We start from the raw sequence: 25,804 nt of genomic DNA, 5'->3' as shown, positions 1-25,804 counted from the left end.
CGAGGCGATGCTAAACCACGCTTGGTACAGTGTCAAACATTTCGTGTTGTCGGGTGTGTGTTGATTAAGAGTCTCGGCGCGTCGCTTTGCGTTTGGCCTGCAAAAGTCGTTCGGTATAGCTGGCCGCTGCGTCGCTTTCGGGCGAGTCGCCTGCCAGATGCGGTTCTGTGCCAGTGGATGTATTGGTCGTGGAGTCGCTGCCTGAAGTGCGAGGGGGTGTTGTTGTTGCTGTTGCGAGCGGGCTGGTTGTCTCCGGCGGTGTCTGCTCCGGTTCTTTCGCCCGGCGGGTTGCTAGTTCGTCGTGCAAGTGTTGTTTGCGGCTGCGGAGTCGCTCGAGCGTGGCCGGCGTTTCGGCGCTCGGCTGGCGACCAAGTTTGCGACCGAGCCAGGCGGCGAGCGAGTGTCGAGTGCTCGCCCAATCGAAACGCACGCGACGCACGCCGACGTCGCCGACGTACAAGCAGGCGGCGGCCATCAGCAGCCAGGGCCAGATCGAGTCGACCGCTACCGCTTTCGGCAGGTCGTGTCGGAACGGGTTCGATTGGCTTGTCGCCAGCTGCTCGGCCGACTCGTCGAGTTCGGTGGGATCGACACCGCCGATCAGCTGTCCGGGCTCGCCGCCGCGGGGTTGTAGAGCGGCAATTGTTTCAAGCAGCGACACGTTTGCCGCGCGGTCGCGATACTCCGGCGAGTAGCCGACGCTCACGCCGGTGCGAAGCGTCGGGCCATCGGCCGGTACCACCGCCACGACGTAGGTGCCTGGTTCGTGCGAATCAAAATGTCCCACGTAGCGCCCTGGCGCGATTTGCTCGACCAGCATCGGGATCGCTTGCGAGTCGGGCCCGACCACGGTGCCGAGCATGCCAGTGTTTTGGTTGATGAACTGGTTCTCGTTGTCGAGTGCGTCGACCACCACCGTGGTGGTTCCATCACTGGTGGTGGTTGCGAGCGTGTAGTTGTGCGAGCCGTCGGTCGGCCGCATGCTGGAGCGAATCATGTTCGTAAAGAACGCGTCGTAGCCCGACCAGCCGGTCCACTCGTTGGTCCACCGCCGGCCCGCGTCGCTGGTGAACGCGACCACGCGGCCGAGGCCATAATTCCAGGTCGCCAGCAACGTGCTATTCTCCGCGTTCGGCGGGGCGGGGGAGCGTAGCACCACGTCGACCAGCGCGTTGTCTTTCACGGTGGTCATCACAAAACCGCGCATCGCCGGGAACGAGTCGCCGAGTCCTTCGATCATCGGGTCGTCGCTCACCACGATCGGCGTTTGCGGAGGAACCAGGTCTCGCAGCAGCGGTCGCGACACGCGTCGTACCTCTCGCATGAAAATGCGAGGCACCGCCAGCGGGCTGCGGACCGCGTAAAACTTGCCACCTCCCGCGGCGGCAATTTTCGTGAGCAGCGGAATCTGCGCGTCTTGCCCAATCGCGACCGACGTGATCGTGATCTTCGCCGCCCGGGCGCGTTGCAGTAGGTCGGCGTACGGGCGGTCGGGCGTTTGGCCATCGGTGAGCACAATCATGTGCTTGACCGACGCTTCGGCTTTTTCCAGGTCGGAGACCACCTGCTCGAACGCGGCGTACATGTCGGTACCACCACCGGCCGACAGGCGGTCGATCGCCGCGGTGGCTCGCTTGGCGTCGCCGACGTTTTGCAGCTTCACCACCGGCAGCGCGGTGGAGTCGAACGCCACGACGCTAATCATGTCGCGCTTGCCGAGGGCTTTTACCGCAGCGATGGCGGCCGCCTTGCTCGACTGCATCTTCACGCCATCCATCGAGCCCGAGCGGTCGATCACCAGGCCCAACGCACCAACCGGCACCACCTTGGCGTCCTGCACCTGGCAGTCGACCGGCAGCGCCTGCTCGAGCAAACTGCCGGCCCAACCACCGGCTCCGTAGCTGTTGGGTCCGCCGATGACCACCAGTCCGCAACCGAGGCTTTCGGTGTTTTCGATCAGCATGCGCAGTTGATCGTCGGTGAAGGCCAGCACCTCGTCGCCGGTGGCGGTGCCTGCGAGCGGCACGTCGGCCAGCACCACGCAGTCGAAGCGTTGCAGTTCGATGAGCGACGAGAACATCATCGAAGTGTCCATCACCTCGACCTCGAGTCCGTTGCGTCGCAGCGCGGCAACCAATGCTTCGTGCTCGCCAGGCTCTTCGGCGTTCTCGATCAGCAGCACCTGCCCGGCGCCGACGATCTGCGTGAACGCGGTCGCTCGGTTGTTGCGAGCGGTGGCGTCCGACTGCGGATCGGCCGGTGAGAACCGCGCCTCGTAGGTGAAGAAGCCCGGGCGGTCGAGTTCGTCGTGGATGCTGAGCACGGTTTTGCCGGGCGGGAGTTCCACGAACTGCTCGGCGAAGATCTCTTCGCGCCCAAACGCTTGACGCACAAGGCGGAGCGTGCCGAGGGTGTTTGGCTGCTCGGCCGGAGCGTCGACGTCGAGCACCACCCGCATTTCAAACGTCTCGTGGTCGCGCACCCGCGCGGGGAGAATCAGCTTCTCCACGGACACTTCCACGTGCTGCTGCAAAGCGACCGGCACCACATCGATGCTGATGCCCGCGTCGGTCAGCAGTTGTGCTTCGGCTACCGCGTTACCGAGGTTCTCGTTGCCATCGGTCACCAGCACCACGCGTCCTGCGGAGTCGTCGGGAAACATGCCGCGGGCGTGGGCCAGCGCGGCCGCCAGGTCGCTGTATTCGGGATCCACCAGCGCGTGCAGCCGCCGCAGGGCTGGCATCGTCGTGAGCGGCGGAATCTCAATCTCGGGCTTGCGTCCGAAGACCATCACGCCGACCCGGTCGTTCGTTTCGTCGCGGCGGTGAGCCTCGACCGAAGCGTTGACGAAGTCGAGCATGGCGTCGCGCTGATCGTCGGGAATGCTGTGCGACTGATCGAGCAGGTAAAGCACGGTCAGGCGATTGTTCGTCCGCATGATTTGCGTATCGGCCAGGGCCAGCACCACCAGGGCGAAGACCAAGGTCCGCAGCGTATTGGCCAGCATCCACTGCAGTCCGCGGAGTCCGCTGAAGCCGCCGCGGCCGATCCACCAGATCGCCGGCACCAGTGCGAAGAGCCACAGAAACTGGGGACGATCGAATTGCAGCCAGATAGAATTCAAAACGCGTGCTCCTTCTCTAAGCGTGTTGGCAGATAAAGTCATTAGAACAGGTTGTCTGCCGAGCGACCACTAAAACGGGGGAGCGTATGGCCGAACGCCGGAATGCCGAGGGAGTGGAATGCGTCATCCCAAGTGGTTTTGCCCCAATTGCCCCCACTTTGTCAGAGAGCGGGCGAAACGAGGTTTCGTAACCTGAAGCGACACAAGCAGTTGCGATTTTGCCCCCACTCGCAAACCGCCGAAAATCGATTCGTGGGGGCTTTATTTTCTGTCGAGCGATCGCGCGGTGGACGTAAGTGGTGCTGCCCCAGGCAGTTAGCGACCGAGCCAAGCGAGCCCGGCCTGCGATTGTGCCCCCAGTCGTTGCGGGGGGAGACCGAAAAGGGACCAAAGTGGGGGCAAAACGCCGCGCGGGTCGCCGAGGGCGAACTACCGAAGCAAGGAGTCGATTGTCAAAGAACAGTGGTACGGTGTATCTGTACAGTACCTATTGGAGCAAGTTCGGTGTCCAATTTCAAGCAAAAAATCGAGCCGTTTAGGACAGTTTGGACCGGTGCTAGTTGGCTGTCTATGTCTTTTGAGCGGCGGCGGTGAATGGAGGGGATGCTTTACCGTGGCATCCTAGCGAAGCGGTGATTCGGAACGCTGGGAGTCTCTTGTTTTACTGAGGCCGTGGAGCCGCGAACAGCCCTATGTCCAGAGTTCTAAGTCATCGAATGGCATCTCCACCAAGCTCTCCCAGAAAAGATGAAAATCGTCCGCGACCCACGACACAAACTCGGTTGAAGGTTGATCGTCGTCTGGTTCGGGAGAAGAGCTTGGATAGTACCAATAGGCCACTTGACCGAATGAGTCTGGCCGCAAATCCAAGCACAGGCGATGAACATGAGCATCGACTATTCCAATTGGAAGGAACTCTGCAGGCAGCCATTCTCGTATGTAATCTGGTTGCTGCTTGGTCAGTTGGAAATGAGGGTGATCCCCAATTCCAAATAGAGTTAATAGCTGCGATGCCTGCATTCCGGAATTGCAAAAAGCATCGGAATCTCCGTGATGCCAGTCAGCGGGAACCGCAACCCCTTTGTTCTTGTAGTCGATGGCAAATACAGGAACAATCTCGGTATTGTCGAAATCAGCACCATTCGTCGTGCTGAGGAAGTCTCGATATGCTTCAGGTAACTGGAGACCAAGTTGTTGTTCGAAATCCAGAATGGCAGTCTCCGCAGCCGGTTGGAAAAGATCTGCTTGCATAGAATGTCTGGGATACGAATCCATGAGTACTTCTTTTAATACGGAATATGGAGCAGTATAAAAAAGCGGGCCAATCGTGGTGCGTCGCAAGTTTACTTTGGCTGGCCGCAATGGTGCGAGGGACGTCTCCAATCCTAACTTTGCCACCTTGGCTTAGAATAGAGTGCGTGCGATGCACTGGCTAGCACCGATCGCTGTTAGAGAAGCTGGTGGTGGTGCGTGAAAGAATTGCCATCCAGGTGGCGATAGCCGTGATTCGGCGTGGCAGACCGCGGATCGCCAGAAGCTAGTTGCAGTGCTACTTAACGATCGGCATTGCCGGCGCATCGACGGCGCGCTCGACCGTGATCTGCAGTTGCCATTGGTCTTTGTCGCCGAACGAGGCCGAGGTTTTCTCGCCGATGCGGACGGTCTTGATGAACCGCCCTGTGACCGTGTTCACTTGCAGCGACTCGCGGATCTCCTGCGACTTGCCGGAGTCGACCGATTGCAGGTTGGCCGACAGATCGACCAGCACCTTCTCGTCGTCGAGACTCAGCACGGTGAACTCAAACACCGAGCCTTCGTGCAGCTTGCGGGTGATCGGCACCGCGACTTCGCCATCTTGCTTCATCGCGATAGTGAACGTGGTTTCGGAGGTGTCGGACATCTTGACGCACTCGCCATCGCGAGCCACCACTTCCGGCGTGTGGAACGAGAGCGAGTCGGAGATAATGTCGCAGACCACTTTGTATTGCGAGTCGGAAGGGGAAAGCGTCGACAGATCGGGCGCGCGGGTGATGCGAATCGTGTCGGGCAGCTTCTGGCACTTCGGCTCAGCAGCAGTCGCTGCTGCCGGAGGGGTTGGGGCGTCGGACGACTCCTCGGTCTTGGCGAAATGCCCGTAACCGAGTAGCACGATCGAGAGTTGAAGCGAGACCGAAAGCAAGTATCTTTTCATCGTGGCACCTTCAGGACGATTCGTAAAACGAGCCGATGCGAGCAGGCTTCGACCGAGCCAGCAGTCGTACCACTCCAACGATAAGCGCAGCGGTAAGCTGCGTCGGCGGGAGGCCGGGTACGGTATTTAGCGGCAGCACGCGTAGCCCGCAAGATCAATGCCAAGCCGGCTTGCGAGCGCGGGCTAGGGTTCGTTGGCAACGCGTTCGTTCCGCCGTTGCTGCTTGAGCCAGCGGTGTCGCACCACCCAGGTCATTGCAAGCGGGACGACGACCGAGAGCACGATGGCCATGAACATCCACTCCTGCTCGCTCGCCTGCTGCCCGAGCACCGCAAACGCCGTTGCGACGGCCGCGTTGCCGATGCCGAGGGTCCAGAGCAATCGCGGCCACGAGGTGTCGAGCGTTCCGCAGAGCAGCACGGTCGCCTCGGCCAGAATCGGCAGCGGCCGAGTCACCAGCAGCAGCCAGGCGTCGTGCTGTCGGGCGGTCGATTTAAGTCCCTCCAGGTCTTCGGGCGAGGCCAAGCGTCGGGTGACCGCCGGGCCCAGGCGTTTCGCGACCGCAAACGCCGCGAGGCCGCCGAGCATCAAACCGGTCCAGGCCGCGATGGCAGTGGGGAGCACGCCGATCTGCCCGCCAGCTAGCGTGATGACCGGCCCCGACGGCACCGGCAGCAGGATGTCGGACGCCAGCAACGCGATCAGCAGCCCAGCGACCCACCCTGTTGAGGGGGGCTCGGCCTGCCAGCGCTCGAGCAGCGACTCGAGTGGCCCGCTCCAGAACAGGGCTGTTACCATCGGAATTGCCAGCACGATCGCGATGACCCCAACCAAGCGAACAAGCAAACGCATAGCAACGTGATAGATGGGGGGTAAATTGTTGACTTTACGCAACACGGGTCTAGCTTTACGTGAACGCCTGCCGTGTGCGCGTTGTATTGAACGCACCATCGCAAGCCATCGCGTTTCGGCCCGAGTCGGCCTGGGAGTGACCGACCACCGAACTCGCGCGACGCCTGTGCGGCACGCCCTAGAAGCATCCATTATACACACCGCTCGTCGGTGCAGAACTGCCATGCCTGCCATGAATTCCCGCTACACTTTTGCTGCCTTCATGTCGTTTCTGCTGGTACTCGCGTTGGCCTCGTTTTCGGTGGCCCAACCGGTGGCCTCGAGCGACCGTAGCGATCAACTGCAGCGACTGGTGAACGCCCTCGGCGAACAGATTGCCTTGGTGCGGACACGCGACGAGCGGGTGGCCGATCTGCGTCTGAAGATGCTGGCTTACGCGTTGGACGAGTGGAACGCCTCGGGGCGGACCGACGAAGACTTTGCCGCCATGCAAACGTGGCTCGAAAAGAGCATCGACTCGGCCATGTCGGGCGGGCGTCGCCGGATGCCGGTGGTGCCGATGTTCTCGGTGCCGCAAGTCGCCGAAGCGGTGCCAGCCCCGTCGCCTGCGAGCGACGAGGAACCAATCAAGACATTTGCCACCGAGGATACCACACCAAGCGAACCTGCCCCGGCCGAAACCGCGCCGAGCTTACCAGCGACCACCGGCCCCTCGCTAGCGGCCGCCACCCCCGACGAAGCAGCGACCGCGGTTCCATCGCAGCCAGCCGAGCGTCGCGACCCATCGCGCCAGGCGACCCCCAAGAAGCAAACTGCCAGCATCTGGCAGCGTCATCCAGCGGCCCAGCCGATCGACCTGAGCGACCCCTTCGGCGACGAAGGCCCTGCTGAACCATCGAGCAACGAGTCGCGAGTGGTCATGCGGCCAGCGGCCATGTCGTCGCTCACTCCTGCGAAAACGCGAGTCGAAGTGAACGTGATGGAACTCGGCGCCCGAGTGAAGGGTTACATCCACGGGCTGCGTGGCGTAGAAGCTCGCTTGCTGGCCAACGACGAGATGTCGGCCGACGAGCTACTGATCGTGGTTCGCGAACTGCGTCAGCTCTCGAATCAACGCGACCTGCTGTCGCTCTATCTGGAGACCGAGGCCCTCGAGTCGTCGACTCAACCGACCGAACTGCCAACCGTCGAGCACGCCCGCCGGATGATCAACCGCCGGTTGGAACAACTGCAAGAAGCCGGCGAGTCGGACCGCAAGGTCCTCGACGCAACCGAAGCCGAGCTGATCGGGGTTTAGTGTTGGCAGCAGCGGCGGGCTTCTGCTGGGGTGGGAGTTCTGGCGTTTTAGTGGAGAAATGGCGTCGTAGGCCGTGACGACAACAATATCTATCGCCGACGCTGAAAAAAGATGATTCTCAGGCTGCATTGACTCCGGTACAATGCCAGCCAGTCAATCTCTTCTCCGCACTATCTTCGAAAGGGAGCCCTCGCATGCGCAAGCAACTTTGTATCGCTCTCGTATTGTCAGCGTTTTTGTCCGTGGCATCGGCCGCGGAGCCCGATCGCACCGAGATTCCGATGCCGCTCTCGGAGTTCGAAGGCAAGATTGGCAAATCGTTTGAGGATTCCCAACAGGACTATCCCCAGCCGGTTCAGCCTCCGAAGGGAGCGCCGAATATCGTGCTGATTCTGATCGACGACTTGGGCTTTGGTCATCCTTCTACGTTCGGCGGACCTATTCCAACACCAGCCCTCGATCGACTTGCTTCTGCAGGACTGAAGTACAATCGCTTCCATACGACTGCCATTTGCTCACCAACGCGTATCGCCCTGTTGACCGGTCGCAATCACCACCAATGCGCTACGGGAACAATCACTGAATTATCGACTGGGTACCCCGGCTATCACAGCATCTGGCCGCGAAGTTGTGCGTCGATTGCCGAAGTGCTGAAGGATAACGGATACAACACTGCCGCCTGGGGCAAGTGGCACAATACGCCCGATTGGGAAACCAGCCCCATTGGCCCCTTCGATCGTTGGCCGACGGGGTTGGGCTTCGAGTATTGGTACGGATTCCAGGGGGGGCGAGACGAGCCAGTGGTATCCCCAACTGTTCCGTAATACCACTCCCGTGGAACCGCCGAAGACCCCCAAAGAAGGCTACCACCTTACCGAGGACCTTACCGACGATGCGATCGCTTGGATCGCCCGACAGGAATCGATTGCCCCAGATAAACCGTTTTTCGTTTACTTCGCAACGGGAGCCACTCACGCTCCGCTGCACGCACCGAAAGAATGGATCGACAAGTTCAAGGGAAAGTTTGATCAGGGCTGGGACAAGGTCCGCGAAGAAACGTTAGTGCGCCAGAAGATGCTTGGATTGGTTCCGGAAAACACCAAGTTGACTCCGCGACCCAATGAGATTCCCAGTTGGGATGGGCTTCCGGAGGACGCTAAGCGACTTTACGCCCACCACCAGGAAGCGTTTGCCGGATTCCTGGCCCATACGGATTACCATGTTGGCCGTCTGCTCGATGCCGTGAGTTCCCTTCCCGATGCAGATAACACACTGATCATTTACATTGCTGGCGACAATGGCCCAAGCGCCGAAGGCAGCTTGACCGGCACCACCAACAACATGATGACCCAGAATGGGCTCCCCGATACGGTCGAATCGCAAATGCAGGAGATCGATGAAATCGGAGGTCCCAAGCACGAAAACCACTATCCGGTTGGTTGGGCCTGGGCCGGGGCTTCCCCGTTTCAGTGGATGAAACGGGTGCCGTCGCATTTTGGAGGAACTCGCAACGGAATGGTCGTCTCGTGGCCAGCAAAGCTTAAAGATGTCGGGCAGACACGCAGCCAGTTTCATCATGTGATTGACATCGCACCGACCATCTACGAGGCGGTCGGCATCCCAGAGCCGAAAATCGTCAACGGCGTTGAACAGACCCCTATCGCCGGTGTCAGCATGGTGTACACCATCGCGGATCCTAATGCGGAGGGAAGGCGGAAGACCCAGTACTTCGAGACCGGAGGGCATCGTGCCATTTACCACGACGGATGGGTAGCGGCTTCGTTCCATGGGGTTCCTTGGGAACTCGCAGGGTCCATCGGTTTTAAAGATAGTGAGTGGCAACTTTACAACATCGAAGAGGATTTCTCGGAGGCCGTCGATCTAGCCGACAGCAACCCTGAGAAACTGAAAGAGCTGCAATCGATCTTCGACGAGGAAGCAAAGAAATACAACGTCTATCCGCTGGACGATCGGTTCGCCGAGCGGGCGACGAATCCCCAACGTCCGTCGGTGACCCGTGGTCGCGAATCGTTTCGATACGCATCGGGTACCACCCGCATCCCCGAGGGAAGTGCGCCGCCTATCTATCAAAGGTCGCACAGCATTAGTGCGACTCTCAAAACGGATGGCCAAGCGGAAGGAGTCATTGCGGCCGAAGGGGGAAGTTCCGGCGGCTACACCCTGTACGTCAAAGATGGCAAGTTAGTTTACGAATACAACTTCTTTGGCAAAGAGCGTTACATCATTGCCTCGAAGTCCAAGCTGCCCGACGGCGACGTCGAAGTGACCATGGATTACGTGCAGAATCCCAACAAGCAAGACAATCCATCCATCGGTGGGGCGGTCACTCTCTCCGTTAATGGCAAGAAAGTAGCCGAGGGGGAACTTAAAAATGTTGTCCCCGCTCGCTTTTCCGCAACGGAAACTCTAGACATCGGCGCAGACCTAGGATCCACGGTGTCGGAGACTTACAAGGCACCCAACGAGTTTGGCGGCACCATCAAAGCGGTAAACTTCAAGTTGAAGTGACGCAATGTTCGTCTTGCATTATCGGAGCCATCTTCAACAGCCCTGACGCCCTCTTGTTGACGACGACAATGAGGGATGGTTGTTGCGAAGTACCAGTGGATCGACCACTCCGTAGGCTTCGCTCATCGGTGATAGAGAAGCAAACACCCCGAAGCGGGCACTCCAAAGGTGTTTAATGCTCTATAGACTCTGACTGTTTTCAGGGGAATTGCGTAAGTCGAGGGACCGTTGTCCTCGAACGAGTCGTACCTGAGCGTTGTAGCCTGCTAAAATAAGTTAGAGTGAAATATTTAGTGGGTTATCCAAGTCGCAGCTTGTCTCGTTCCGAAGTCAGCGTGATCGTATGCAGTACACCAATCACAAAGAGCGAGTTGTGCGTGTCGCCAGTCACTTGTTGGTGCAGCAAGGTGAGCTGACCGAGTCGCGTGTGGAGAGTATCTTGCGACACGGTTTGAATGGTCGTCTGTTTGAAGATCCCACGCTTCGCCCCGACCATATTCGCGTCGGTCTGGTGGAATTGGGGCTTCTTCACAGAGAGAGCGACGGGAGTCGCTACTGGATCGATCGGGAGCAATTCGTCTCCCCGGCGAACATCCAAGGGATCTTTGGCCAACACTACCCGCATGAACGAATCAAAGGTGTTGAGCACTTGGTTAAGAAGGTTGCCGCATTTGCAAATCGCCACGAGTTGATGGCGAAATAGTCGAAGTCGCGCTTCTGGATCACTGCGATTCGATAGCAAGCATCCGCTGCCTTGCTGGATTGAACGGTATCACTGTCTTCGTTAATCCGCATGCTGCGATGATGGTGCTGAGTACAAAGTGCCCCACCGCCAGTACGCGCACTCATCTCCACCGGTCTGATCAGCTTCCTGTAACCAAGTCAGGTGAAAACAGCTTCCGGGAGCTGAGCCGCTGCAACTACCGGACTCCCTAGAGCAGCTTGTCTCGTGTTCTGGCACTGCAGTTGGTCGCTCTGTTTTGCTACATTTGTATATGTGGCGTGGGGAATGCCGCGGCTTTCGGGCTCTTGTCTCAAATCGTCTAAGTCCGCCTAGAAAAGTACTACGATGATCACTTGGTTTCGCTATCTTCGGTTGCCGCTACTCGTGGCAGCGATTGCCGGTGCTGTGTTCTATGTGCGCACTCGGCCAGTTCCTGTGGAAGTGCATGAAGTGGAAACCGGTCCGTTGGTGGCCGAGGTCATGGGCACTGGCACGCTCGAAGCCCGAGTCCGCGCGACGATTAGCCCCAAGATTTCTGGCCGGATTGCGGAGGTGCTTGTCGACCAGGGCGATTCCATCAAGGCGGGGGAGTTGCTTGCTCGACTCGATGACGACGAGTGGGCCAAGCAAGTGAAGGTTGCCGAGGCCACGATCGAAGCGGCGAGGGCTTCGCTCGGTCGATTCAAAGCCGAGCAGCAACAAGCACAATCGACGCGCGTGCTGGCCGAATCGGAGTTCAATCGGATGAGTGAATTGGTGGGCCAAAATGCGGTAACCCAATCGGAGTTCGATAAGGCCCGCGAAGCACTCGAGGTCGCCAAGGCCGGTGTTACGCGGGCCGATGCGGCATTGCTGGAAGCCGAGCAGCAAGTTGTCCTGGCTAAGGAGTCGCTTGCCTACCAGGAAACCCGATTTGCCGACACGCGACTGCTTGCTCCCTTCGATGGCCTGGTGATCAAACGATACCGTGATGCGGGGGCCATTGCTGTGCCGGGTAGTCCGATTATCGATATCATCTCGCTAGACGAACTTTGGATTTCGGCCTGGGTCGACGAGACCGAGATGGACCGGCTGAAGTCCGATTTGCCCGCCCGAGTGGTGTTTCGCTCGGAGCCCGAGAAGGATTACCAGGGACAAGTCGCTCGACTCGGCAAACAGTCGGATCGCGAAACCCGGGAGTTCGTCGTTGATGTAAGGGTGGTGGAGCTGCCGGAGAATTGGGCCATCGGTCAGCGGGCGGAGGTTTACATCGAGTGGGCGCGGACCGACGAAGTGACGATCGTCCCTGAGCGTCTCGTTAGTCGCCGCAACGGTCAGGCGGGCGTTTATGTCGTCAGGAAGTCGAGAGCAGAGTGGCAACCAATCGAGATCGGCTTGCAGGGACGGGAGGAAGTCGAGGTCACCAAGGGACTCGCGCCCGGCGATAAGATGGTGACACCGGTCCGCGACAACATGTCCTTGGAGGGGCGGAACGTCCAATTGCCATGAACCTCGCCCTCAAGGATATTCGCAACAACCTCGGGCGGTTCTCGCTCACGACGGTCGGCATCGGCATGCTACTGATGATCGTCATGGGCATGGCGGGCATCTACCGCGGCTTGCTCGAAGATGCAACGCTGCTGATTCATCGCATCGACGCTGATCTGTGGGTGGTGCAGCAGGATACCCGTGGGCCATTTGCCGAAATCTCGCGAGTTCCTACTTCGCTGGTGCATCGCGCCGCAGCGGTACCTGGGGTCGAGTCGGCGCGGGAATTCGTATTCCACACCATCCAGCGAAGGCGGCAGGGCAAGTTGCTGCGAATCTCGCTGCTGGGGCTGAGTTGGCCCGAGGACAATGGAGATTGGATTCCGCTCGTCGCCGGGCGACATCTGCAACAGAACCATTACGAGATGATTGCCGACGTGAGCCTGGGGCTCGATCTCGACGATCAGATTCAACTTGGCAAGAACGATTATCGCATCGTCGGATTGACCAAGGGCATGGTTAGCACCGGTGGCGATGGCATGGCGTTTACCACGGTTCAAGACTCGCAAGCGATTCAGTTCGATACGCCAGCCGAGGCGATTCGCCTGGAGCGAGCCGCCCGCGACAATCGCGGACAGACCAGCGAGGCCTTCCTCAAGCAGCCGCAACTCACGGAGCAACTGTCGCTGCCGGCCAGCGAACTTCCGGGCATGCCTGGACCAAGCCTCAGCGCGGTGATCGTCAAGCTGAAACCGCAGGCCGACTCGGCGCAAGTTGCCCAGCTCATCGACAGTTGGGACGACGTGTCGGTCTACACGACCGATGGGCAGGAAGATCTGCTGGTGAAAGGAATCGTCGACAAAGCCCGTCGCCAGCTCTTGATGTTTCGAGTGCTGTTAACGGTCATCGCTGCGATAATCATGGCCCTGATCTTGTACACGCTTACGTTGGATAAGATTTATTCGATTGCATTGCTCAAGCTGATTGGGGCACCCAACTACGTGATTTTGGGGCTCATATTGCAGCAAGCACTGTTGCTCGGGGTGCTCGGGTACGCGATTGCTTATGCGGCCGGCACTTGGTTGTTTCCGTCGTTCCCTCGGCGAGTCGTGTTGACCGACGGCGATCTGCTGCAACTGGGCGTGGTGGTGCTAGTGATCTCGGTGCTCTCCAGTTTGCTAGGCATTTGGAAAGCACTGAAGGTTCAGCCCAACAGCGTATTGATGGGGTAACCAGTATGACACCACAAGTCGCCGACAACTCAAGCATTGCTTCGCCCGATGGCCGTGAAGTGGCCATCCAGACCACCGGGCTGACCAAGGTATATGGCAGTGGTAACACCGAGGTGGTAGCCATGCGCGACGCCGACATGGTGGTGCATGCCGGCGAGGTGGTCGCGCTGCTAGGGCCTAGCGGTTCGGGCAAGTCGACTTTCCTGACCGCGGTGGGACTCATTAACCCACCAACCGCGGGCCAGGTGACCATTGGCGGGCAACTGGTGATGGACGGCCCGCTGCCCAAGGTCAACTTGCGGGCGTTTCGGCGCAAGTATGTTGGATTCGTGTTTCAGAAGTCGAACCTCATCGACTTCTTGAACGCTCGCGAAAACGTTCAAATCGCCATGGAACTCAATGGCATGTCGTCGCTCGCCGCCCGGCGGCGGGCGATGCAACTTCTCGACTCCTTGGGAGTCAGCGATCGCAGCGAGCATCGCATTGCCATGCTCTCCGGCGGCCAGCAGCAGCGAGTCGCGGTGGCGCGGGCCTTGGCGAACAACCCCAAAGTCATTCTGGCCGACGAGCCAACCGCTGCCCTCGATAGCCACCGCGGGAGACAGGTCATGGAACTCTTCCAGCGGGTCGCCCGCGAGTTTGGCGCCGGCGTGATTGTTGTGACGCACGATCATCGCACGCTCGATGTGTTCGACACCATCTACGAGATGGAAGATGGCATCATGCGCGAGGCTACTGCCAAGCAACCGTGACTCAACAACGGCAAACACGCTCCGCGCGAGCCAGACGACGAACCGCCCAGTCGCTACAATCAAGGCGAACACCCTGGCCCCCCCGGCCGCGCAGTTGCCATCTGCTGGCCATGCACAACCGTTTCTCGCCATCGAACGATGCCTAGCAGGATTGCAATCCACTGATCGAGACCTTCTTCATTACGCTTCCGCTAATGCTTAGCCCTGGGCCTGCGAATTTGGTCTGTTTGGTGCTTGCTTCCCGCTATGGTCTTCGACAGACAGCCTGGTTCCAGATGGGAATTGTGTTGATCTACGCTCTGGTTGGTTTTGCCCTGGCGGTCACAGCCACTCAGCTCGGGAGTGTGTTTCAGAACGCAGCGGTGTTTCTGCAAGTGGCTGGAGGGGCGTTCATTGTGTACCTCGGTGTTCGCTTTATGGTCTCCAGCCCCAAGCTTGGCGAGTCGGATAGCGCGCCGACGTTCAAGTCAGGTGTGTTATTGCAGATGTTGAACCCAAAATACCCGCCGGTGGTGCTCGCGATTCTGGCCGCCCGGTCCGAATCCAATAACCTGGCCACCGTAGGCGTGGTTGTCTCCGTCGGCGCCCTGGGACTCATAACCTATGCTTGCGTAGGGTCGCTCGTTTACCGATGGACCCTCGACGATCGTTACCTGCGATGGTTCAACATCGCCTTCGGCTGCCTGCTTTGCGCGGTGGGAGTGTGGATGGCAAGCGGAGTCGCTGGAAGGTGATCCAACCCCGCCCGGCGGTTCGTATCGAAGTGAGGAAGCAGACGGGAACTAAAGACGATGCTCAAACAATGGATCATGGCGTACCTTTGTGTGATCGGTGCTGCGTACGGAGCTGACTTCCACGCGACCCCGACTGGTGCTGGTCTTCAGGATGGATCGGACTGGAGCAACGCCCTGGGAAAAGATTCCCTGTCGACGGTCTTCAACGAAGTCATGCAACCGGGCGACAGGCTGCTACTCGGTAGCGGAGTCTACTCCGCTGCCAAGCTGAATTTAAAAGTGGGAGGAGAGCCACCGGCTCCCAAGGTCATTGCCGGAGTCGATCGCGGAGAGGGTTTGCCATGCCTGCGAGGATCGTGGTCTATCGAATCGCCCGCCGAAGGGGCTACTGCGATTCGGATCGATGCGGGTGTCTCCAATGTCACCCTCACCGATTTGCGGATCGAGCGTTTTAAGATGGGAGTGCATGTTCCTTCCAGCAAAGGACTCAAGAAGTCGAGCCAGCTGGTGTTTCGCAATATCGATATGCAATGGATGAGGCACGGTTTTTATCTTGCTGGGTGCACGAATACGACTCTCAAAGGCTGCGATCTCAGTCGCTACAGCAAGCACGGATTTCGATTCGAGGAAGGGTGCTCCCACATTCAGCTCCTGGAGTGCACGGCCGACTGCTCCACAGGCGATGCGGAGTGGGAGAAGCAGACCGAGCTGTTTCCTTTCGGGTTTATTGTCAATCAATCCAGCGAGCAACAAACCGATTTTCTGTTTCAGGATTGCCTGGCTCAAAATAACCGGATGCCATTGCAGGATCGGAAGTACAAAAACGGAGATGGTTTCGTCGTGGAGAAAACGACCACGAACGTCGAGTTCGTCCGCTGTCGGGCGATCCGGAATCAAGATGGGGGATTCGACTTGAAGCCCCGCGGTATCAAGCTTCGAGATTGCGTCGCGGTCGACAACTCCCGGCAATACCGACTCTGGGACGATGGCACCCTAACCAACTGTTTTGCCGGGCGGGGAACCGTGGGGCTGTGGAACAACGGTGGTTCGGTGGTGGTAACCGACTCGACCTTTTTCGGTCTCACCGATGCGGCCGTGCTAACAGACGACCATGCCGACGGGGGAGTGGTGCTGCAGAACTGCATCGTCGCGTCGTGCAACCGAGTCGCCCGCCATACCGCCCACGGGAAAACGGAGCAACGCGAGACGCTGGTCGCTGATTCGCCAAACGCGAACGGAGTCGTGTCGTTTGTGGGAGACGAAGAGAAAACATGGACCGGGCTCACCAACGCCATGAACGCCCGCTCGCATCCCGATAAGGGCTATCGCTATATAGGGCGAAGGGTTGGGGATACGGGGGAGTAGTTGAGCGATGTGCGGGTTGATGGCCTCTTCCTTGTCAGGGCTTTAACACAGCCATGCGATAGAAGTCTCCACTATCGTGCCCCATCACTACCGCCCGAATCGGTGCGGACTTAAGCAACTGCGTTCGCATGGGGCCATGACACCAGTTCGAAATAACGAGAGCAAGGTACCCGTGGCACAAGAAGGCTTCACCAAGGTAGAAGAGATTGTCTTCTTCGAGCAATTCTACGCGGCGGTAGATTTCAGGCAGTACCTTCGATTCGGCATATCTCCCGTCTGGTAGATATTTAAGATTGCAAACCCACTCGTCGGACTCGGAATCCGCATCAAAATCGGTGGATCCACCAATGTAGGTTTGGCATATTGCTTCACCATCATCGGTGCAAGGATTGAATAAACCAAACCAGAGACCATTAATCTCTTCCGAAGGTGGCTCGGCTGTGAGTAGTTCCGATAACCAGTTCGTCAGTCGTTCTTGATCCGAGTCGAAATCGAGTTGGCGAAGCTGGGTCCATAGCTCCGTATGAGCAGGCGCGACGGAATCGCAATAGTCGAACCACTTCGACATGCCAGTAGCAACGGGTAGCGGATTCGACGCAACGTCTTCTATTAGCCGTGCTGACTCTGCAAACATCCCACTAGTACGTCGTCCCGGAAGTCATTTCCTATAGAGTTCAGGGAAGACGCGTTTGGCGTCTTTTCGATGGAAGGTCCAATTGATTTTGATTTTCTTCCGATTGCGGTCGCGTGAACAGTGGGAGAGTTCGCTTTGAACCTTGTCGAGCGAAGCCAACCGACGTCCCAGGCATTGTCGCTGTATGGCCGAGATTTCGATCTCGGCCATGTTGAGCCAACTGGCATGCTTGGGGGTAAAATGCCACACAATCCGCTCCAGCATTGGCCGAGCCGCCTCCTCGCCAAAGGTTTCGATCAACGACTTCTCGTTGTGCGTGTTGAGGTTGTCCATCACCAGATGAACCCGCTCTGCGTCGGGATAGCGCTTCAAGAGGTCGCGGACGAACCGGGCGAAGTCGGCTCGCTTGCGGTGACGCTTGGCCTGAACGAATCGCTTGCCCGCCTTCGGCTCGACCGCCACGAACACGCTGCAGGTTCCGCAGCGGCGGTACTCGTAGTCCTGCTTCGCGATCTTGCCGGGTGCCGCGGGCTCGGGCGGCCGCGCGTCGTCGACCCTCTGATAGGGCTGCTCGTCGAGGCAGACGACCGGCTCGTTCGGGTCGAGCGGCTTCTCGTACTGCTCGAGGACGTCCTCCATCCGCTCACAGAACTCGTCGTTCAGCTTGGGCACGCACCAAGTTTTTTTCGCCACGGCTTCAGGTCGTGTTCCTTGAGCCACAGCGAGACCTCCGTCACGCTGAGCGAATCGACGAAGCCTTCCTTCACCGCGTGCTCGCACAACAATTCCAGCGTCCAGCGAGCCCGTCCCTCGGGCGGCTCGCTGCACGCCAGGGCGATTACCTGTTGCTGCTGCCGCTTGGTGAACTCTGGGGGGCGGCCCGAGCGAGGCGCATCGTACACCGCCCGCTGGACGCCCTCTTCGCAGAACCGCTTTCGGACGGCTCGGACGTTGCGCGTCGTGCAGCCCACATGCTCGGCGATCTCTTCGTCGGTGCATCCCGAGTCCGATTTCAATAATATCTGGCAGCGACGCACCACTTGCGCCGCGCGGGCGCCTGAGCGTGCTAGCTGCTCCAAACCTCCACGGGCCTGGTGGTCCAGGCAAACAATGTGCTTTTTCATTCCGCAGCATATAGCAGCGGAATGGATTTCAGGAAAGACGTACTAGTATCCAGCATGCCGTGTTCCTGTGATTTAGGTGTAATTCGCTAGTTGCAATGGTTTAATTGTAGGATTTCAGCTTCAAAGAATATACGGTAGTCGCCGAGTCACAGGATGTAACCGGTCTTCGCGATTTTGGCGTAGTCGATGACTACAGCATTGGTAGTGGTGGGCGAACGTAGCCAGCGATTGAGCACCCGTCGAGCAGAGTGTACCTCTCTCACCCAGTGACCCAGGCTGTGAATCGCAGAGGTGATGCATTGGTCGTTCTGGGAATGAATTGCCGAGTCCATCACCCCTACGGATTCCTCCATCATGGCTGCCGAGGAATTGCCAGGATAGAGCACGAAGATATCCCACAGCATGTAACACAAGAAACCGATGTGCCCATTCACGTGGTCGTTGCCAATGTTACGAACCGGAGCAGTGCAGTACCGCTCGATCAAGTCGAGTTTCCATTGCGCGTCACGCAGGCCCTTGCTTCGTATTCGATACTCCCCCACAAGCGAGTGCTAGCATCGCTAGCCCTAAGGCAAAAGGCTGCTATTTCCCGAACGTGAATGCTATAGGTGCGGATCGGCGTGCTTGCTACACTCCGGGCCCTTCCCAACTTTGCATTGCTCCTGATATCTCGGAGAGAATAGGTTCATGCCTCGCCCGAAGACAATCGTACTGACTGCCCTCCTGTCGATGTGCTGCGCGACGCTGTTCGCTCAGCAGCCGGGGACGACTATTCCCGCGCGAACGCAAACCCAGCCCGCGGTTCAGCCGCAAGGCGTGCAGCCTCAGGCTGGGCAGACGTTGCCGGGGGCGCCGATGCCTCCGTTTGTGGTGCCGGTTGAGCATCAACGATGGCTCGATCAGGTGCTGGCCAAATGGGAATCGGACAGCAACCAGGTAAAGAACTTCTCCTGCGAGTTCGAACGGGCGCGTTACAACATCAACGGGCCGGATCCAAACCGCGTGTCGTTGTTCGCCAAGGAGAAGGGCAAGCTCAGCTACCACAAGCCCGACAAAGGGAGTTTCGAGATCGTGGAGTCGTTGGTGTGGATGCCGAAGTCACGCCCTGCGACCGATCCTAATCAACCTGTTCAACCGCAGCCGCAGCAACCGCTCGGTGAGTATGCGAAGCCGGTCGACAACAAAGGAAACGAGTTGCCCGGAGAGCATTGGGTAAGTAACGGCAAGAACATCTATCAATACCGCACACATACGGATCCGAAGCAGCTGGTGGTCACTCCGATTCCTCCTGATCTGCAAGGAGAAAACATCGTGGAGGGTCCCCTGCCCTTCTTGTTCGGTGCCAAGGCGGCCGATCTGAAGGAACGGTTTTGGTTCGAACCAGCGAAAGACCTGTGCCGCGATGGGTACATCGGCCTTCACGCCAAGCCGAAGCGTCAAGCCGATGCAGCTGAGTATTCCGACGTGTGGGTTGCTCTGCGGAACGAACCTGGCAAGCCGCTGATGCCTGCTGGAATTCGCATCGTATACCCCAGCGATCCTCGCCAGCCGATGTGGGATCAGTTTGTGTTCGATCTGGAAGGATCGAACGTCAACAGCATGCTCGCCAGCGCGATGAACTCGCTATTCAGCGAACCGACCACTCCGTTTGGTTGGAAACGCGTCGTAGAGCAAATGCCGCAGCAGGCTCAAGCCTCGTCGGGCACGCAGCGTCAGTAAATGAAAAAATCCCCTCCCATGGTGCCTCTCCCCCCGAAAGGGAGAGAGGCTGGGAGAGGATGGAGTGGTTCATGCGATCGCGGAACTCGATGGTTATAGATCGAGAGCGATCTTCTCTTCTTTGGCTGCTTGACGCAGTTTGCTGAGCGCCCGTAGTTCGATCTGGCGGATGCGTTCCTTGGTAACTCCAAGTTCGGCACCTACTTCTTTCAGGGTTTGCGGTTCCTGGCTGTGATCCAGGCCGAATCGCCCAATGATGATCTTCTGCTCGCGTTCGTCGAGCCGGCGAAGGATTCGCTCGATCTGTTGCTCGCGATGCGATTGCACCGACTCGGCCAGCATCGGATTGGCCCGCGATTCCTCGGTGGCCGCGAACAGTTCGTCGTGGCTCGTGCGGAAGCGATCACGATGCTTGAACTCGCTGGGAATCGTGCGGGCGAAGTTCTTCATGATCGCCCACGTGGCGTACGTGCTGAACTTGTTGCCGCGGGCGAAGTCGAACTTCTCAATCGCACGGAGCAGCGACATGTTGCCGTCGCTCACTAGCTCGAAGAAGTTTTGATCGGGCGTAACGTGACGCTTGGCGATCGAGACCACCAATCGCAAGTTGGCCCGGGCAATCTCGTTCTTCGTGGTGACGATGCGATCGTACAGGGCTTCGATGTCGTCGAGCAGCGTCGCCTTGGGGTTGGCTGGATCGAGCGAGTCGCGAAGCTTCGACGCCTTGAACTTCAAGTAGTTGTACTTGCGGAACAAGTGGGCTTCCTGCTCGCGAGTGAGCAGCGGCATTTCGTACAGGGCGGCCAGGTACGGGGGCAATCCGCTTGGCATCTTCGCCTTGCGGGTCGGCTTGTCGGCCTCGGGCATCTCGCCCAGGCATGCATTGTCGGCACCCTTGCGGCTGAACCGTGGGTTGGGGATGAAGTCGAGCGGCAACTCCATGACCTCGGCCACGCGGATCTCGTTGATCACACGATAGATCGTGGTCTTGGTGCGACCGTATTGCTTCATCAGCTTTTCGATCGGCATCCCCCGGCGATACTGTTGGAAGAGTCGCTGCTTCTGCGCGGGGGTGATTGGCAACTTCGCACTGGGGAAGATTGCCATCTGTGGATTTTCTTTGTCGAACTGACGGATCGTCGAGCGGATGGTCTCCACACTACGACCCGAACGCTCGGCGAGTCGCCGGGAGATTTCGCTCTGGCAGGCACCGCCGCTCGCCAGGCGACGAGCGCCAGCGATGATCTCGTTACGCTGTTCGTCGGTGAGTTGGCTGAAGCGGGCACCGCGCGAAACGCGCTTGCCATTGTTCTTCACAAAGCGGTCGACGCTGCTGCGAAGGAATCCCACTCGTTTGCGACCGTCGAACACGAACCGGCGGCTCACGAGGCCCAGTTCGCGCCAGCGCGAGATGGTTTTGGTCGATACGTTGAACTGACGCGCTAGCTGCTCGACGGTAAGCACTTGCTCGCCGACCGCTTCGGCATCGAGATCAATGGAGTCCGAAAGGTCTTCCACCAACAGCCGCAGGTCGTGCAGCAGATCTTCGCCTTGCATTTGCTGCTTGGCGTCTTCGTTGTTGGCGTCGGGACGATAACCGGTGACGCGATAGCACACGTACTCGTACGTGTAGGTCTTGTCGGCGACCGTATCGGCAATGAGATGTTCGGCGGCCTCGACTTGTTGCAGGCGTTTGGCGCGCGGGGCGTACCTTACCTGCTGGTCACGTAGGCGTCGTATAGCGTCGGATTGATAGTGGCGATGCATGCTGGGCACCTCTTTCGCGTTTCGCCTCTTCGGTCCGTACACTCCATGCGGTCAATTCGCTGCTAGCAACATTACAGGCGGCCAGCAAATGGTACGTGGTTCCGAGTCTTGGTCAGCGGGATCCTTGGGTTGGGAACTTCGAACGGGTTAAGGGTGAGGGAAACAGCATCGCAGGGGGATGCTAGTTAGGATTTCGTCGCGAGGCCTGCCATCTTGGAGACCAAAATCTGGCCAGCCCCGGCGTATGCGCCATGCCGAGTCGCGTCAAGGTTTGCTAGCGGCATTCGGACTGTACTTGTTGTACGCAGTAAGACGGAATTGGGTCTTGTACGCAGTAAGACGGAATTGGGTCGAGAGAAAGTTCGCGCCGCGAGCCGGATTTCTTCCCTGGTTCGTGAAATGTTTCACAAACGATTCACCGCAACCCCCGGAATCACCGGGGTTTAGGGCAATTTGAGTGATCCATGCGGGATTCATATTCTCCAGGTCTTATTTCTGAGAGCTTACCCAGCTTAACAATGCGGAGTCCTCGCCGGGTGAAGTGAACTTTCTTACCCGTCGCAGTCGATTTTACCCGACAGGTCGAGAAGTAAGCCCAGCGGGACCGCCTGCGCAAGAATAGGAATCGCCAATATGTCTGTTCGCCCCCTCAATTTTCTGGTTGCCACGGTAGGTTTTGCCTGTTCGCTACTACCTGCGGCCGTGGCGCCGGCCATCGAGTTGGGGCCTGACGACGCGCTCGGCGTTCGGCAATCCGTGCAGCTCGAACTCGAACTCGGCGGCGATCTGGTGTTCGAGCCGAGCGATCCCAAACAACCAACCAAGACTCCGGTGCATGTCGAAGCCAAACTCGGGTACGACGAAGTTCGGCAACCCGGCGATACGGTGCAAAGCATCCGGTATTACACGGAAGCATCGGCTACCACTAAGGTGGGAAATAACACCCGCAACTTGCAGCTAACTGACGAGCATCGGTTGATGGTCGCCAAACTCCAGGGCGGTACTCGCCTGCTGTGCGGGGTGGCTGGTCCGCTAGAGCAAGAAGAGTTCGACCTGGTCGACGTCGTTGGCGACTCGCTCGTACTCGAGTGGTTGTTACCCGCCCGCGATGTGGAGAAGGGCGATTCGTGGCAGGCCGACATGGCCACCTTGCAGGTGCTGACCGGCCTCGACAGCATCGAGCAGTGCGAAGTTTCCAACGTGCTGAGCGATTCGAATCCACAGTACGCCCGCTGCCAACTCGCTGGTAGCGTGCAAGGCACCATTCACGGAGCAGCGGTTACCCTGGAACTCGATGGCATCTACTTGGTGAACCTGGCCCAAGGTCAGCTCACGCACTTCAACTTGGCGATTCGGCAGAAGCGGCAAGTCGGCCCTGCGACCCCTGGTTTGGACGTCGTGACCAAGATTCGCATCCGTCGCACGCCGGCTGCGAGCGACTCGCCGCTGACCGACGAACGGATGGCTACCGCCGAGAAAGCGCTTGAGACTCCACAGCAACTGGTGCGTACCACCAATCCAAGGATGGGATTCGCTGCGGTGCACGACACCCAGTGGCACGTTACGAGCCGGGCGGGCGGCAACATGGCACTCCGTCGGGTGAACGTGGATGGCATGCTGACGCACGCGAATATCACGAAGCTCGCCCCACGTACGCTGGAAGCCGATACCGCGCTGGGCGAATTCCGCGCCGACGTGCTTCGCTCGCTGGGCAGTTCGCCAACCAACGTGGCCGCCGACGAGCAATGGATCAATCCGCAGGGTTGCCGGGTGATGAGCGTCACGGTGGTTGGCAAGGTGAACGATCAACCGGTCGAATGGCATTGCTATCAGGTGGCTCCTTCGGTGGAAAACGAATCGCTGCATCGCCTGGCTCTCACCTTTACTGTGGAGCAGGAGAAGGTCGAGTCGCTCGGCACTGCTGATCGCGATCTGGTCGACGGCATCGAGCTCACCGCCGACACGGTGGAGCAAGCCATCGTGAACCCGCTACGCAAATAGTCGCCGCATCACGCTGGCGGTTGGGTAGGCAGTGGCCGCGAACCGTGGGACAATCAACCGGTCCGTTCCTTAGTTCGAGGCCTTTGTTCCAGGGTGATCCAGCCATGCCGAATTCCACCGCCAAGAACGTGCTCGGCGAGCCGCTGCAGGCTTGCTGCACGAGTCCCATGACCGGTTTCTATCGCGACGGTTTCTGCCACACCGGCGGAGGCGATGTCGGCGTGCACGTGGTCTGCGCCGAAATGACCGCCGAGTTCCTCGAGTTCAGCAAGAGTCGCGGCAACGACCTGTCGACCCCGCGACCGGAGTTCGACTTCCCGGGCCTGGTGCCGGGAGACCGCTGGTGCTTATGCGCGGCTCGTTGGAAAGAGGCCTACGACGCCGGCATGGCTCCGCCGGTGGTGATCGACGCCTGCCATATTTCGTCGCTCGAGTTTGCCTCGCTCTCGGAGCTAAAAGAGCACGCGGTTTAGGTCCACCAGAGAATGGGGCCCCACGCGAGGCGAAGCTCTGCGCGTTACAATGGCAGGTCCCCAATGGGCTCCCTTCCTTTCCCCCTCGACCAGGCGCACCCAACGATCATGCCTCGCCCTAAACGGATCACCGTTCCGCAATTCACGGACTATAAGCAGTCGGGCAAGAAAATCTCGATGCTCACCGCGTACGACTATCCAACTGCTCGTCTGCTCGACGAAGCGGGCGTGGATGGCATTCTTGTCGGCGACACGCTCGGCATGGTGGTGCAAGGGCACGAGACCACGTTGCCAGTGACGATGGACGAGATGATCTACCATGCTGAGATGGTAGGGCGGGCGGTCGACCATGCGTTGGTGGTAGTCGATATGCCGTTTCCCAGCAATCACTTGGGGCAACACAAAGCAGTGGAGTATGCCGGCCGCATCTTGAAAGAGTCCCGCGCCCAGGCGGTGAAGCTGGAAGGGGGAGCCGAGCAGGCCGACACGATTCGAGCGCTGGTGAGCGCGGGCATTCCGGTGATGGCCCATTGCGGGCTCGCCCCGCAGAGCGTGCATAAACTCGGCGGGTATCGCGTGCAGCGCGATCACGACAAACTACTGGCCGACGCCCACTCGGTAACCGAAGCCGGCGCATTTGCCATGGTGCTGGAGTGCATTCCTAGCGAACTAGCGAACGAAATCACTCAGGCGATTGCAATTCCCACCATCGGCATCGGTGCCGGACCTAGCTGCGACGGGCAGGTGCTCGTGATCGCCGACCTGCTAGGCATCACCAGCGGCTACGTGCCGAAGTTCGCCAAGCAGTACGCGAATATCAAAGACACCATCATCTCGGCAGTCGAAACCTACTGCAACGAAGTTCGCACCGGAGAATTTCCCGGCGAGTCGCACGAGTACAAGTAGTGCTTCCGTAAGCGGAAAGTAATCCACCAGTGGAGCCAAAAGCGTTGTTGCGCGAGGTTCCATCAACGCATCGAGGTTGGAGGAGAGCGAACTGTGGTACCGATGATTGAACTGCAGGCGGTCGACTACACGCAGCAGGAGACCGAGATCATTCGCCAGGTAAGCTGGCAACTGCGAACCGGTGAGCACTGGGCCATTCTGGGCCCCAATGGGTCGGGCAAGACCACCTTGCTTAAGCTGGCATGCGGCTACGAATGGCCGAGCGGCGGCCGAGTACTCCGCCATGGTGAGGAGCTAATCGACCTCCGCGAATGGCGCAAACGCATCGGCTGGATTGCTAATGACCTGGTGGGCAAGGTACCGAAACGCGACTTGGCGCTCGAAACCGTGGTGACCGGCCGCACCGCCCAGGTGGGATTGCGATACCTGCCAACCTTCAAGCCGTCGGAGCAAGACTTTGCCGATGCGGCGGAGCGACTGCAGGAGATTAGCTGCTCGCACCTGGCCGAAAAGCCATTCGGCGTGCTCTCGCAAGGCGAGCGTCAGCAAGTGCTGTTCGCCCGCGCACGAATGGCCGATCCGGTGCTGTTGGTGCTCGACGAACCATGCGCCGGCATGGACCCAGGCGTCCGCGAGCGATTCCTCGCCTGGCTCGATGCGCAGCTCTCGAAGCCCGATGGCCCGACCACGTTGTTGGTAACGCATCACGTGGAGGAAATCATGCCGAGCATTACGCACACGCTCTTGATGAGCGATGGCGAAATCGCCCAGGCGGGGCCGACGAGCGAAGTGGTGAGCAAGGCCACAATCGAGTCGGCCTACCAAACCAAACTGGCCGAACTGCGTGAGCTAGGTGGTCGTCGTTGGCCGATTTGGGGCTAAACGCAAACAACCCAGCAGCCAGCCATCGATT

23 protein-coding genes are annotated in these 25,804 nt (G+C 59.0%); 13 read left to right on the top strand and 10 right to left on the bottom strand.

Translation table 11 applies throughout. The features are described from left to right. Positions 1 to 64 precede the first annotated feature (64 nt). The 4 genes from Pan181_RS24535 to Pan181_RS24520 all read right to left on the bottom strand — a co-directional run bounded on the left by Pan181_RS24535 (position 65) and on the right by Pan181_RS24520 (position 6,167). A complete protein-coding gene (locus Pan181_RS24535; RefSeq protein WP_197528674.1) occupies positions 65 to 3,124 on the bottom strand; it encodes a VWA domain-containing protein in 3,060 nt (1,019 codons plus the stop codon). Between the two features lie 690 nt (positions 3,125 to 3,814). Further along, entirely contained in the window at positions 3,815 to 4,375 is a 561-nt protein-coding gene (locus Pan181_RS24530; RefSeq protein WP_197528673.1) for an SMI1/KNR4 family protein, read from the bottom strand. A 298-nt stretch (positions 4,376 to 4,673) separates the two neighbouring features. Beyond that, positions 4,674 to 5,315, bottom strand: coding sequence for a hypothetical protein (locus tag Pan181_RS24525; RefSeq protein WP_145251428.1), 642 nt, complete (start codon positions 5,313 to 5,315; stop codon positions 4,674 to 4,676). Between the two features lie 183 nt (positions 5,316 to 5,498). Continuing rightward, a complete protein-coding gene (locus Pan181_RS24520; protein ID WP_197528672.1) occupies positions 5,499 to 6,167 on the bottom strand; it encodes a TVP38/TMEM64 family protein in 669 nt (222 codons plus the stop codon). 232 nt (positions 6,168 to 6,399) lie between these two features. Here Pan181_RS24520 and Pan181_RS24515 point away from each other — a divergent pair, with 232 nt between their 5' ends. From Pan181_RS24515 to Pan181_RS24510, 3 genes are all read left to right on the top strand, one after another. Next, complete coding sequence (locus Pan181_RS24515) at positions 6,400 to 7,464, top strand: hypothetical protein (RefSeq protein WP_145251424.1); 1,065 nt, start codon at positions 6,400 to 6,402, stop codon at positions 7,462 to 7,464. Between the two features lie 194 nt (positions 7,465 to 7,658). After that, positions 7,659 to 8,288, top strand: coding sequence for a sulfatase-like hydrolase/transferase (locus Pan181_RS26725; protein WP_231943695.1), 630 nt, complete (start codon positions 7,659 to 7,661; stop codon positions 8,286 to 8,288). 10 nt (positions 8,289 to 8,298) lie between these two features. Further along, entirely contained in the window at positions 8,299 to 9,993 is a 1,695-nt protein-coding gene (locus Pan181_RS24510) for a sulfatase-like hydrolase/transferase (RefSeq protein ID WP_231943694.1), read from the top strand. Between the two features lie 298 nt (positions 9,994 to 10,291). On the opposite strand, the gene Pan181_RS24505 is transcribed toward Pan181_RS24510, so the two are convergent. Next, a complete protein-coding gene (locus tag Pan181_RS24505; protein ID WP_231943693.1) occupies positions 10,292 to 10,618 on the bottom strand; it encodes a hypothetical protein in 327 nt (108 codons plus the stop codon). 444 nt (positions 10,619 to 11,062) lie between these two features. Between Pan181_RS24505 and Pan181_RS24500 the strand changes: the two genes are divergently transcribed. The 5 genes from Pan181_RS24500 (at position 11,063) to Pan181_RS24480 (ending at position 16,267) form a co-directional block, all read left to right on the top strand. After that, positions 11,063 to 12,205 carry an efflux RND transporter periplasmic adaptor subunit gene (locus Pan181_RS24500; protein ID WP_145251420.1) on the top strand — a complete coding sequence of 381 codons (1,143 nt, stop codon included), beginning with the start codon at positions 11,063 to 11,065 and terminating at the stop codon, positions 12,203 to 12,205. Then, entirely contained in the window at positions 12,202 to 13,416 is a 1,215-nt protein-coding gene (locus Pan181_RS24495) for an ABC transporter permease (RefSeq protein WP_145251418.1), read from the top strand. The genes Pan181_RS24500 and Pan181_RS24495 overlap by 4 nt, the downstream gene beginning before the upstream one ends. A gap of 5 nt (positions 13,417 to 13,421) precedes the next feature. Further along, on the top strand, positions 13,422 to 14,168 hold the full coding sequence (locus tag Pan181_RS24490; protein ID WP_145251416.1) for an ABC transporter ATP-binding protein: 747 nt from the start codon (positions 13,422 to 13,424) through the stop codon (positions 14,166 to 14,168). A gap of 194 nt (positions 14,169 to 14,362) precedes the next feature. Next, positions 14,363 to 14,902 (top strand): LysE family translocator, encoded by a 540-nt coding sequence (locus tag Pan181_RS24485; protein WP_145251414.1) that lies wholly within the window; start codon positions 14,363 to 14,365, stop codon positions 14,900 to 14,902. A gap of 57 nt (positions 14,903 to 14,959) precedes the next feature. After that, positions 14,960 to 16,267 (top strand): right-handed parallel beta-helix repeat-containing protein, encoded by a 1,308-nt coding sequence (locus tag Pan181_RS24480; protein WP_145251412.1) that lies wholly within the window; start codon positions 14,960 to 14,962, stop codon positions 16,265 to 16,267. Positions 16,268 to 16,301: 34 nt separating this feature from the next. Here the strand turns inward: Pan181_RS24480 and Pan181_RS24475 are convergent, their stop codons facing one another. The 4 genes from Pan181_RS24475 to Pan181_RS24460 all read right to left on the bottom strand — a co-directional run bounded on the left by Pan181_RS24475 (position 16,302) and on the right by Pan181_RS24460 (position 18,510). Then, positions 16,302 to 16,901, bottom strand: coding sequence for a hypothetical protein (locus Pan181_RS24475; protein ID WP_231943692.1), 600 nt, complete (start codon positions 16,899 to 16,901; stop codon positions 16,302 to 16,304). Between the two features lie 24 nt (positions 16,902 to 16,925). After that, positions 16,926 to 17,573, bottom strand: coding sequence for an IS630 family transposase (locus Pan181_RS24470; RefSeq protein ID WP_145244957.1), 648 nt, complete (start codon positions 17,571 to 17,573; stop codon positions 16,926 to 16,928). Further along, positions 17,561 to 18,025, bottom strand: coding sequence for a helix-turn-helix domain-containing protein (locus tag Pan181_RS24465; RefSeq protein ID WP_145244956.1), 465 nt, complete (start codon positions 18,023 to 18,025; stop codon positions 17,561 to 17,563). The genes Pan181_RS24470 and Pan181_RS24465 overlap by 13 nt, the downstream gene beginning before the upstream one ends. Before the next feature lie 146 nt (positions 18,026 to 18,171). Next, complete coding sequence (locus Pan181_RS24460) at positions 18,172 to 18,510, bottom strand: hypothetical protein (RefSeq protein WP_145251408.1); 339 nt, start codon at positions 18,508 to 18,510, stop codon at positions 18,172 to 18,174. 202 nt (positions 18,511 to 18,712) lie between these two features. Here Pan181_RS24460 and Pan181_RS24455 point away from each other — a divergent pair, with 202 nt between their 5' ends. Further along, a complete protein-coding gene (locus tag Pan181_RS24455; protein WP_145251406.1) occupies positions 18,713 to 19,744 on the top strand; it encodes a hypothetical protein in 1,032 nt (343 codons plus the stop codon). A 93-nt stretch (positions 19,745 to 19,837) separates the two neighbouring features. Here the strand turns inward: Pan181_RS24455 and Pan181_RS24450 are convergent, their stop codons facing one another. Beyond that, positions 19,838 to 21,511 carry a sigma-70 family RNA polymerase sigma factor gene (locus Pan181_RS24450; RefSeq protein ID WP_145251404.1) on the bottom strand — a complete coding sequence of 558 codons (1,674 nt, stop codon included), beginning with the start codon at positions 21,509 to 21,511 and terminating at the stop codon, positions 19,838 to 19,840. A 633-nt stretch (positions 21,512 to 22,144) separates the two neighbouring features. On the opposite strand from Pan181_RS24450, the gene Pan181_RS24445 reads away from it, so the two are divergent. From Pan181_RS24445 to Pan181_RS24430, 4 genes are all read left to right on the top strand, one after another. Continuing rightward, a complete protein-coding gene (locus Pan181_RS24445) occupies positions 22,145 to 23,512 on the top strand; it encodes a hypothetical protein (RefSeq protein ID WP_145251402.1) in 1,368 nt (455 codons plus the stop codon). A 104-nt stretch (positions 23,513 to 23,616) separates the two neighbouring features. Next, positions 23,617 to 23,985, top strand: coding sequence for a DUF2237 family protein (locus Pan181_RS24440; RefSeq protein WP_145251400.1), 369 nt, complete (start codon positions 23,617 to 23,619; stop codon positions 23,983 to 23,985). 108 nt (positions 23,986 to 24,093) lie between these two features. Next, complete coding sequence (panB, locus tag Pan181_RS24435; RefSeq protein WP_145251398.1) at positions 24,094 to 24,891, top strand: 3-methyl-2-oxobutanoate hydroxymethyltransferase; 798 nt, start codon at positions 24,094 to 24,096, stop codon at positions 24,889 to 24,891. Positions 24,892 to 24,993: 102 nt separating this feature from the next. Further along, positions 24,994 to 25,773 carry an ABC transporter ATP-binding protein gene (locus tag Pan181_RS24430; protein ID WP_231943891.1) on the top strand — a complete coding sequence of 260 codons (780 nt, stop codon included), beginning with the start codon at positions 24,994 to 24,996 and terminating at the stop codon, positions 25,771 to 25,773. The last annotated feature ends 31 nt before the right edge of the window (positions 25,774 to 25,804 follow it).

The organism is Aeoliella mucimassa, from assembly GCF_007748035.1.
GTDB classification, from domain to species: domain Bacteria; phylum Planctomycetota; class Planctomycetia; order Pirellulales; family Lacipirellulaceae; genus Aeoliella; species Aeoliella mucimassa.
The sequence above is the reverse complement of the archived record's forward strand: the minus strand, read 5'-3'. Positions and strand labels throughout refer to the sequence as shown.

Excerpts from the sequence above, each read along its gene's own strand:
- Pan181_RS24440 (WP_145251400.1), top strand. The coding sequence starts at position 23,617 with ATGCCGAATTCCACCGCCAAGAACGTGCTCGGCGAGCCGCTGCAGGCT.
- Pan181_RS26725 (WP_231943695.1), top strand. The coding sequence starts at position 7,659 with ATGCGCAAGCAACTTTGTATCGCTCTCGTATTGTCAGCGTTTTTGTCC.
- Pan181_RS24520 (WP_197528672.1), bottom strand. The coding sequence starts at position 6,167 with ATGCGTTTGCTTGTTCGCTTGGTTGGGGTCATCGCGATCGTGCTGGCA.
- Pan181_RS24475 (WP_231943692.1), bottom strand. The coding sequence starts at position 16,901 with ATGTTTGCAGAGTCAGCACGGCTAATAGAAGACGTTGCGTCGAATCCG.
- Pan181_RS24490 (WP_145251416.1), top strand. The coding sequence starts at position 13,422 with ATGACACCACAAGTCGCCGACAACTCAAGCATTGCTTCGCCCGATGGC.
- Pan181_RS24480 (WP_145251412.1), top strand. The coding sequence starts at position 14,960 with ATGCTCAAACAATGGATCATGGCGTACCTTTGTGTGATCGGTGCTGCG.
- Pan181_RS24445 (WP_145251402.1), top strand. The coding sequence starts at position 22,145 with ATGTCTGTTCGCCCCCTCAATTTTCTGGTTGCCACGGTAGGTTTTGCC.
- Pan181_RS24500 (WP_145251420.1), top strand. The coding sequence starts at position 11,063 with ATGATCACTTGGTTTCGCTATCTTCGGTTGCCGCTACTCGTGGCAGCG.
- Pan181_RS24505 (WP_231943693.1), bottom strand. The coding sequence starts at position 10,618 with ATGCGGGTAGTGTTGGCCAAAGATCCCTTGGATGTTCGCCGGGGAGAC.
- Pan181_RS24495 (WP_145251418.1), top strand. The coding sequence starts at position 12,202 with ATGAACCTCGCCCTCAAGGATATTCGCAACAACCTCGGGCGGTTCTCG.
- Pan181_RS24455 (WP_145251406.1), top strand. The coding sequence starts at position 18,713 with ATGCCTCGCCCGAAGACAATCGTACTGACTGCCCTCCTGTCGATGTGC.
- Pan181_RS24430 (WP_231943891.1), top strand. The coding sequence starts at position 24,994 with ATGATTGAACTGCAGGCGGTCGACTACACGCAGCAGGAGACCGAGATC.
- Pan181_RS24485 (WP_145251414.1), top strand. The coding sequence starts at position 14,363 with ATGCTTAGCCCTGGGCCTGCGAATTTGGTCTGTTTGGTGCTTGCTTCC.
- panB (WP_145251398.1), top strand. The coding sequence starts at position 24,094 with ATGCCTCGCCCTAAACGGATCACCGTTCCGCAATTCACGGACTATAAG.
- Pan181_RS24530 (WP_197528673.1), bottom strand. The coding sequence starts at position 4,375 with ATGCAAGCAGATCTTTTCCAACCGGCTGCGGAGACTGCCATTCTGGAT.
- Pan181_RS24515 (WP_145251424.1), top strand. The coding sequence starts at position 6,400 with ATGAATTCCCGCTACACTTTTGCTGCCTTCATGTCGTTTCTGCTGGTA.
- Pan181_RS24465 (WP_145244956.1), bottom strand. The coding sequence starts at position 18,025 with ATGAAAAAGCACATTGTTTGCCTGGACCACCAGGCCCGTGGAGGTTTG.
- Pan181_RS24450 (WP_145251404.1), bottom strand. The coding sequence starts at position 21,511 with ATGCATCGCCACTATCAATCCGACGCTATACGACGCCTACGTGACCAG.
- Pan181_RS24525 (WP_145251428.1), bottom strand. The coding sequence starts at position 5,315 with ATGAAAAGATACTTGCTTTCGGTCTCGCTTCAACTCTCGATCGTGCTA.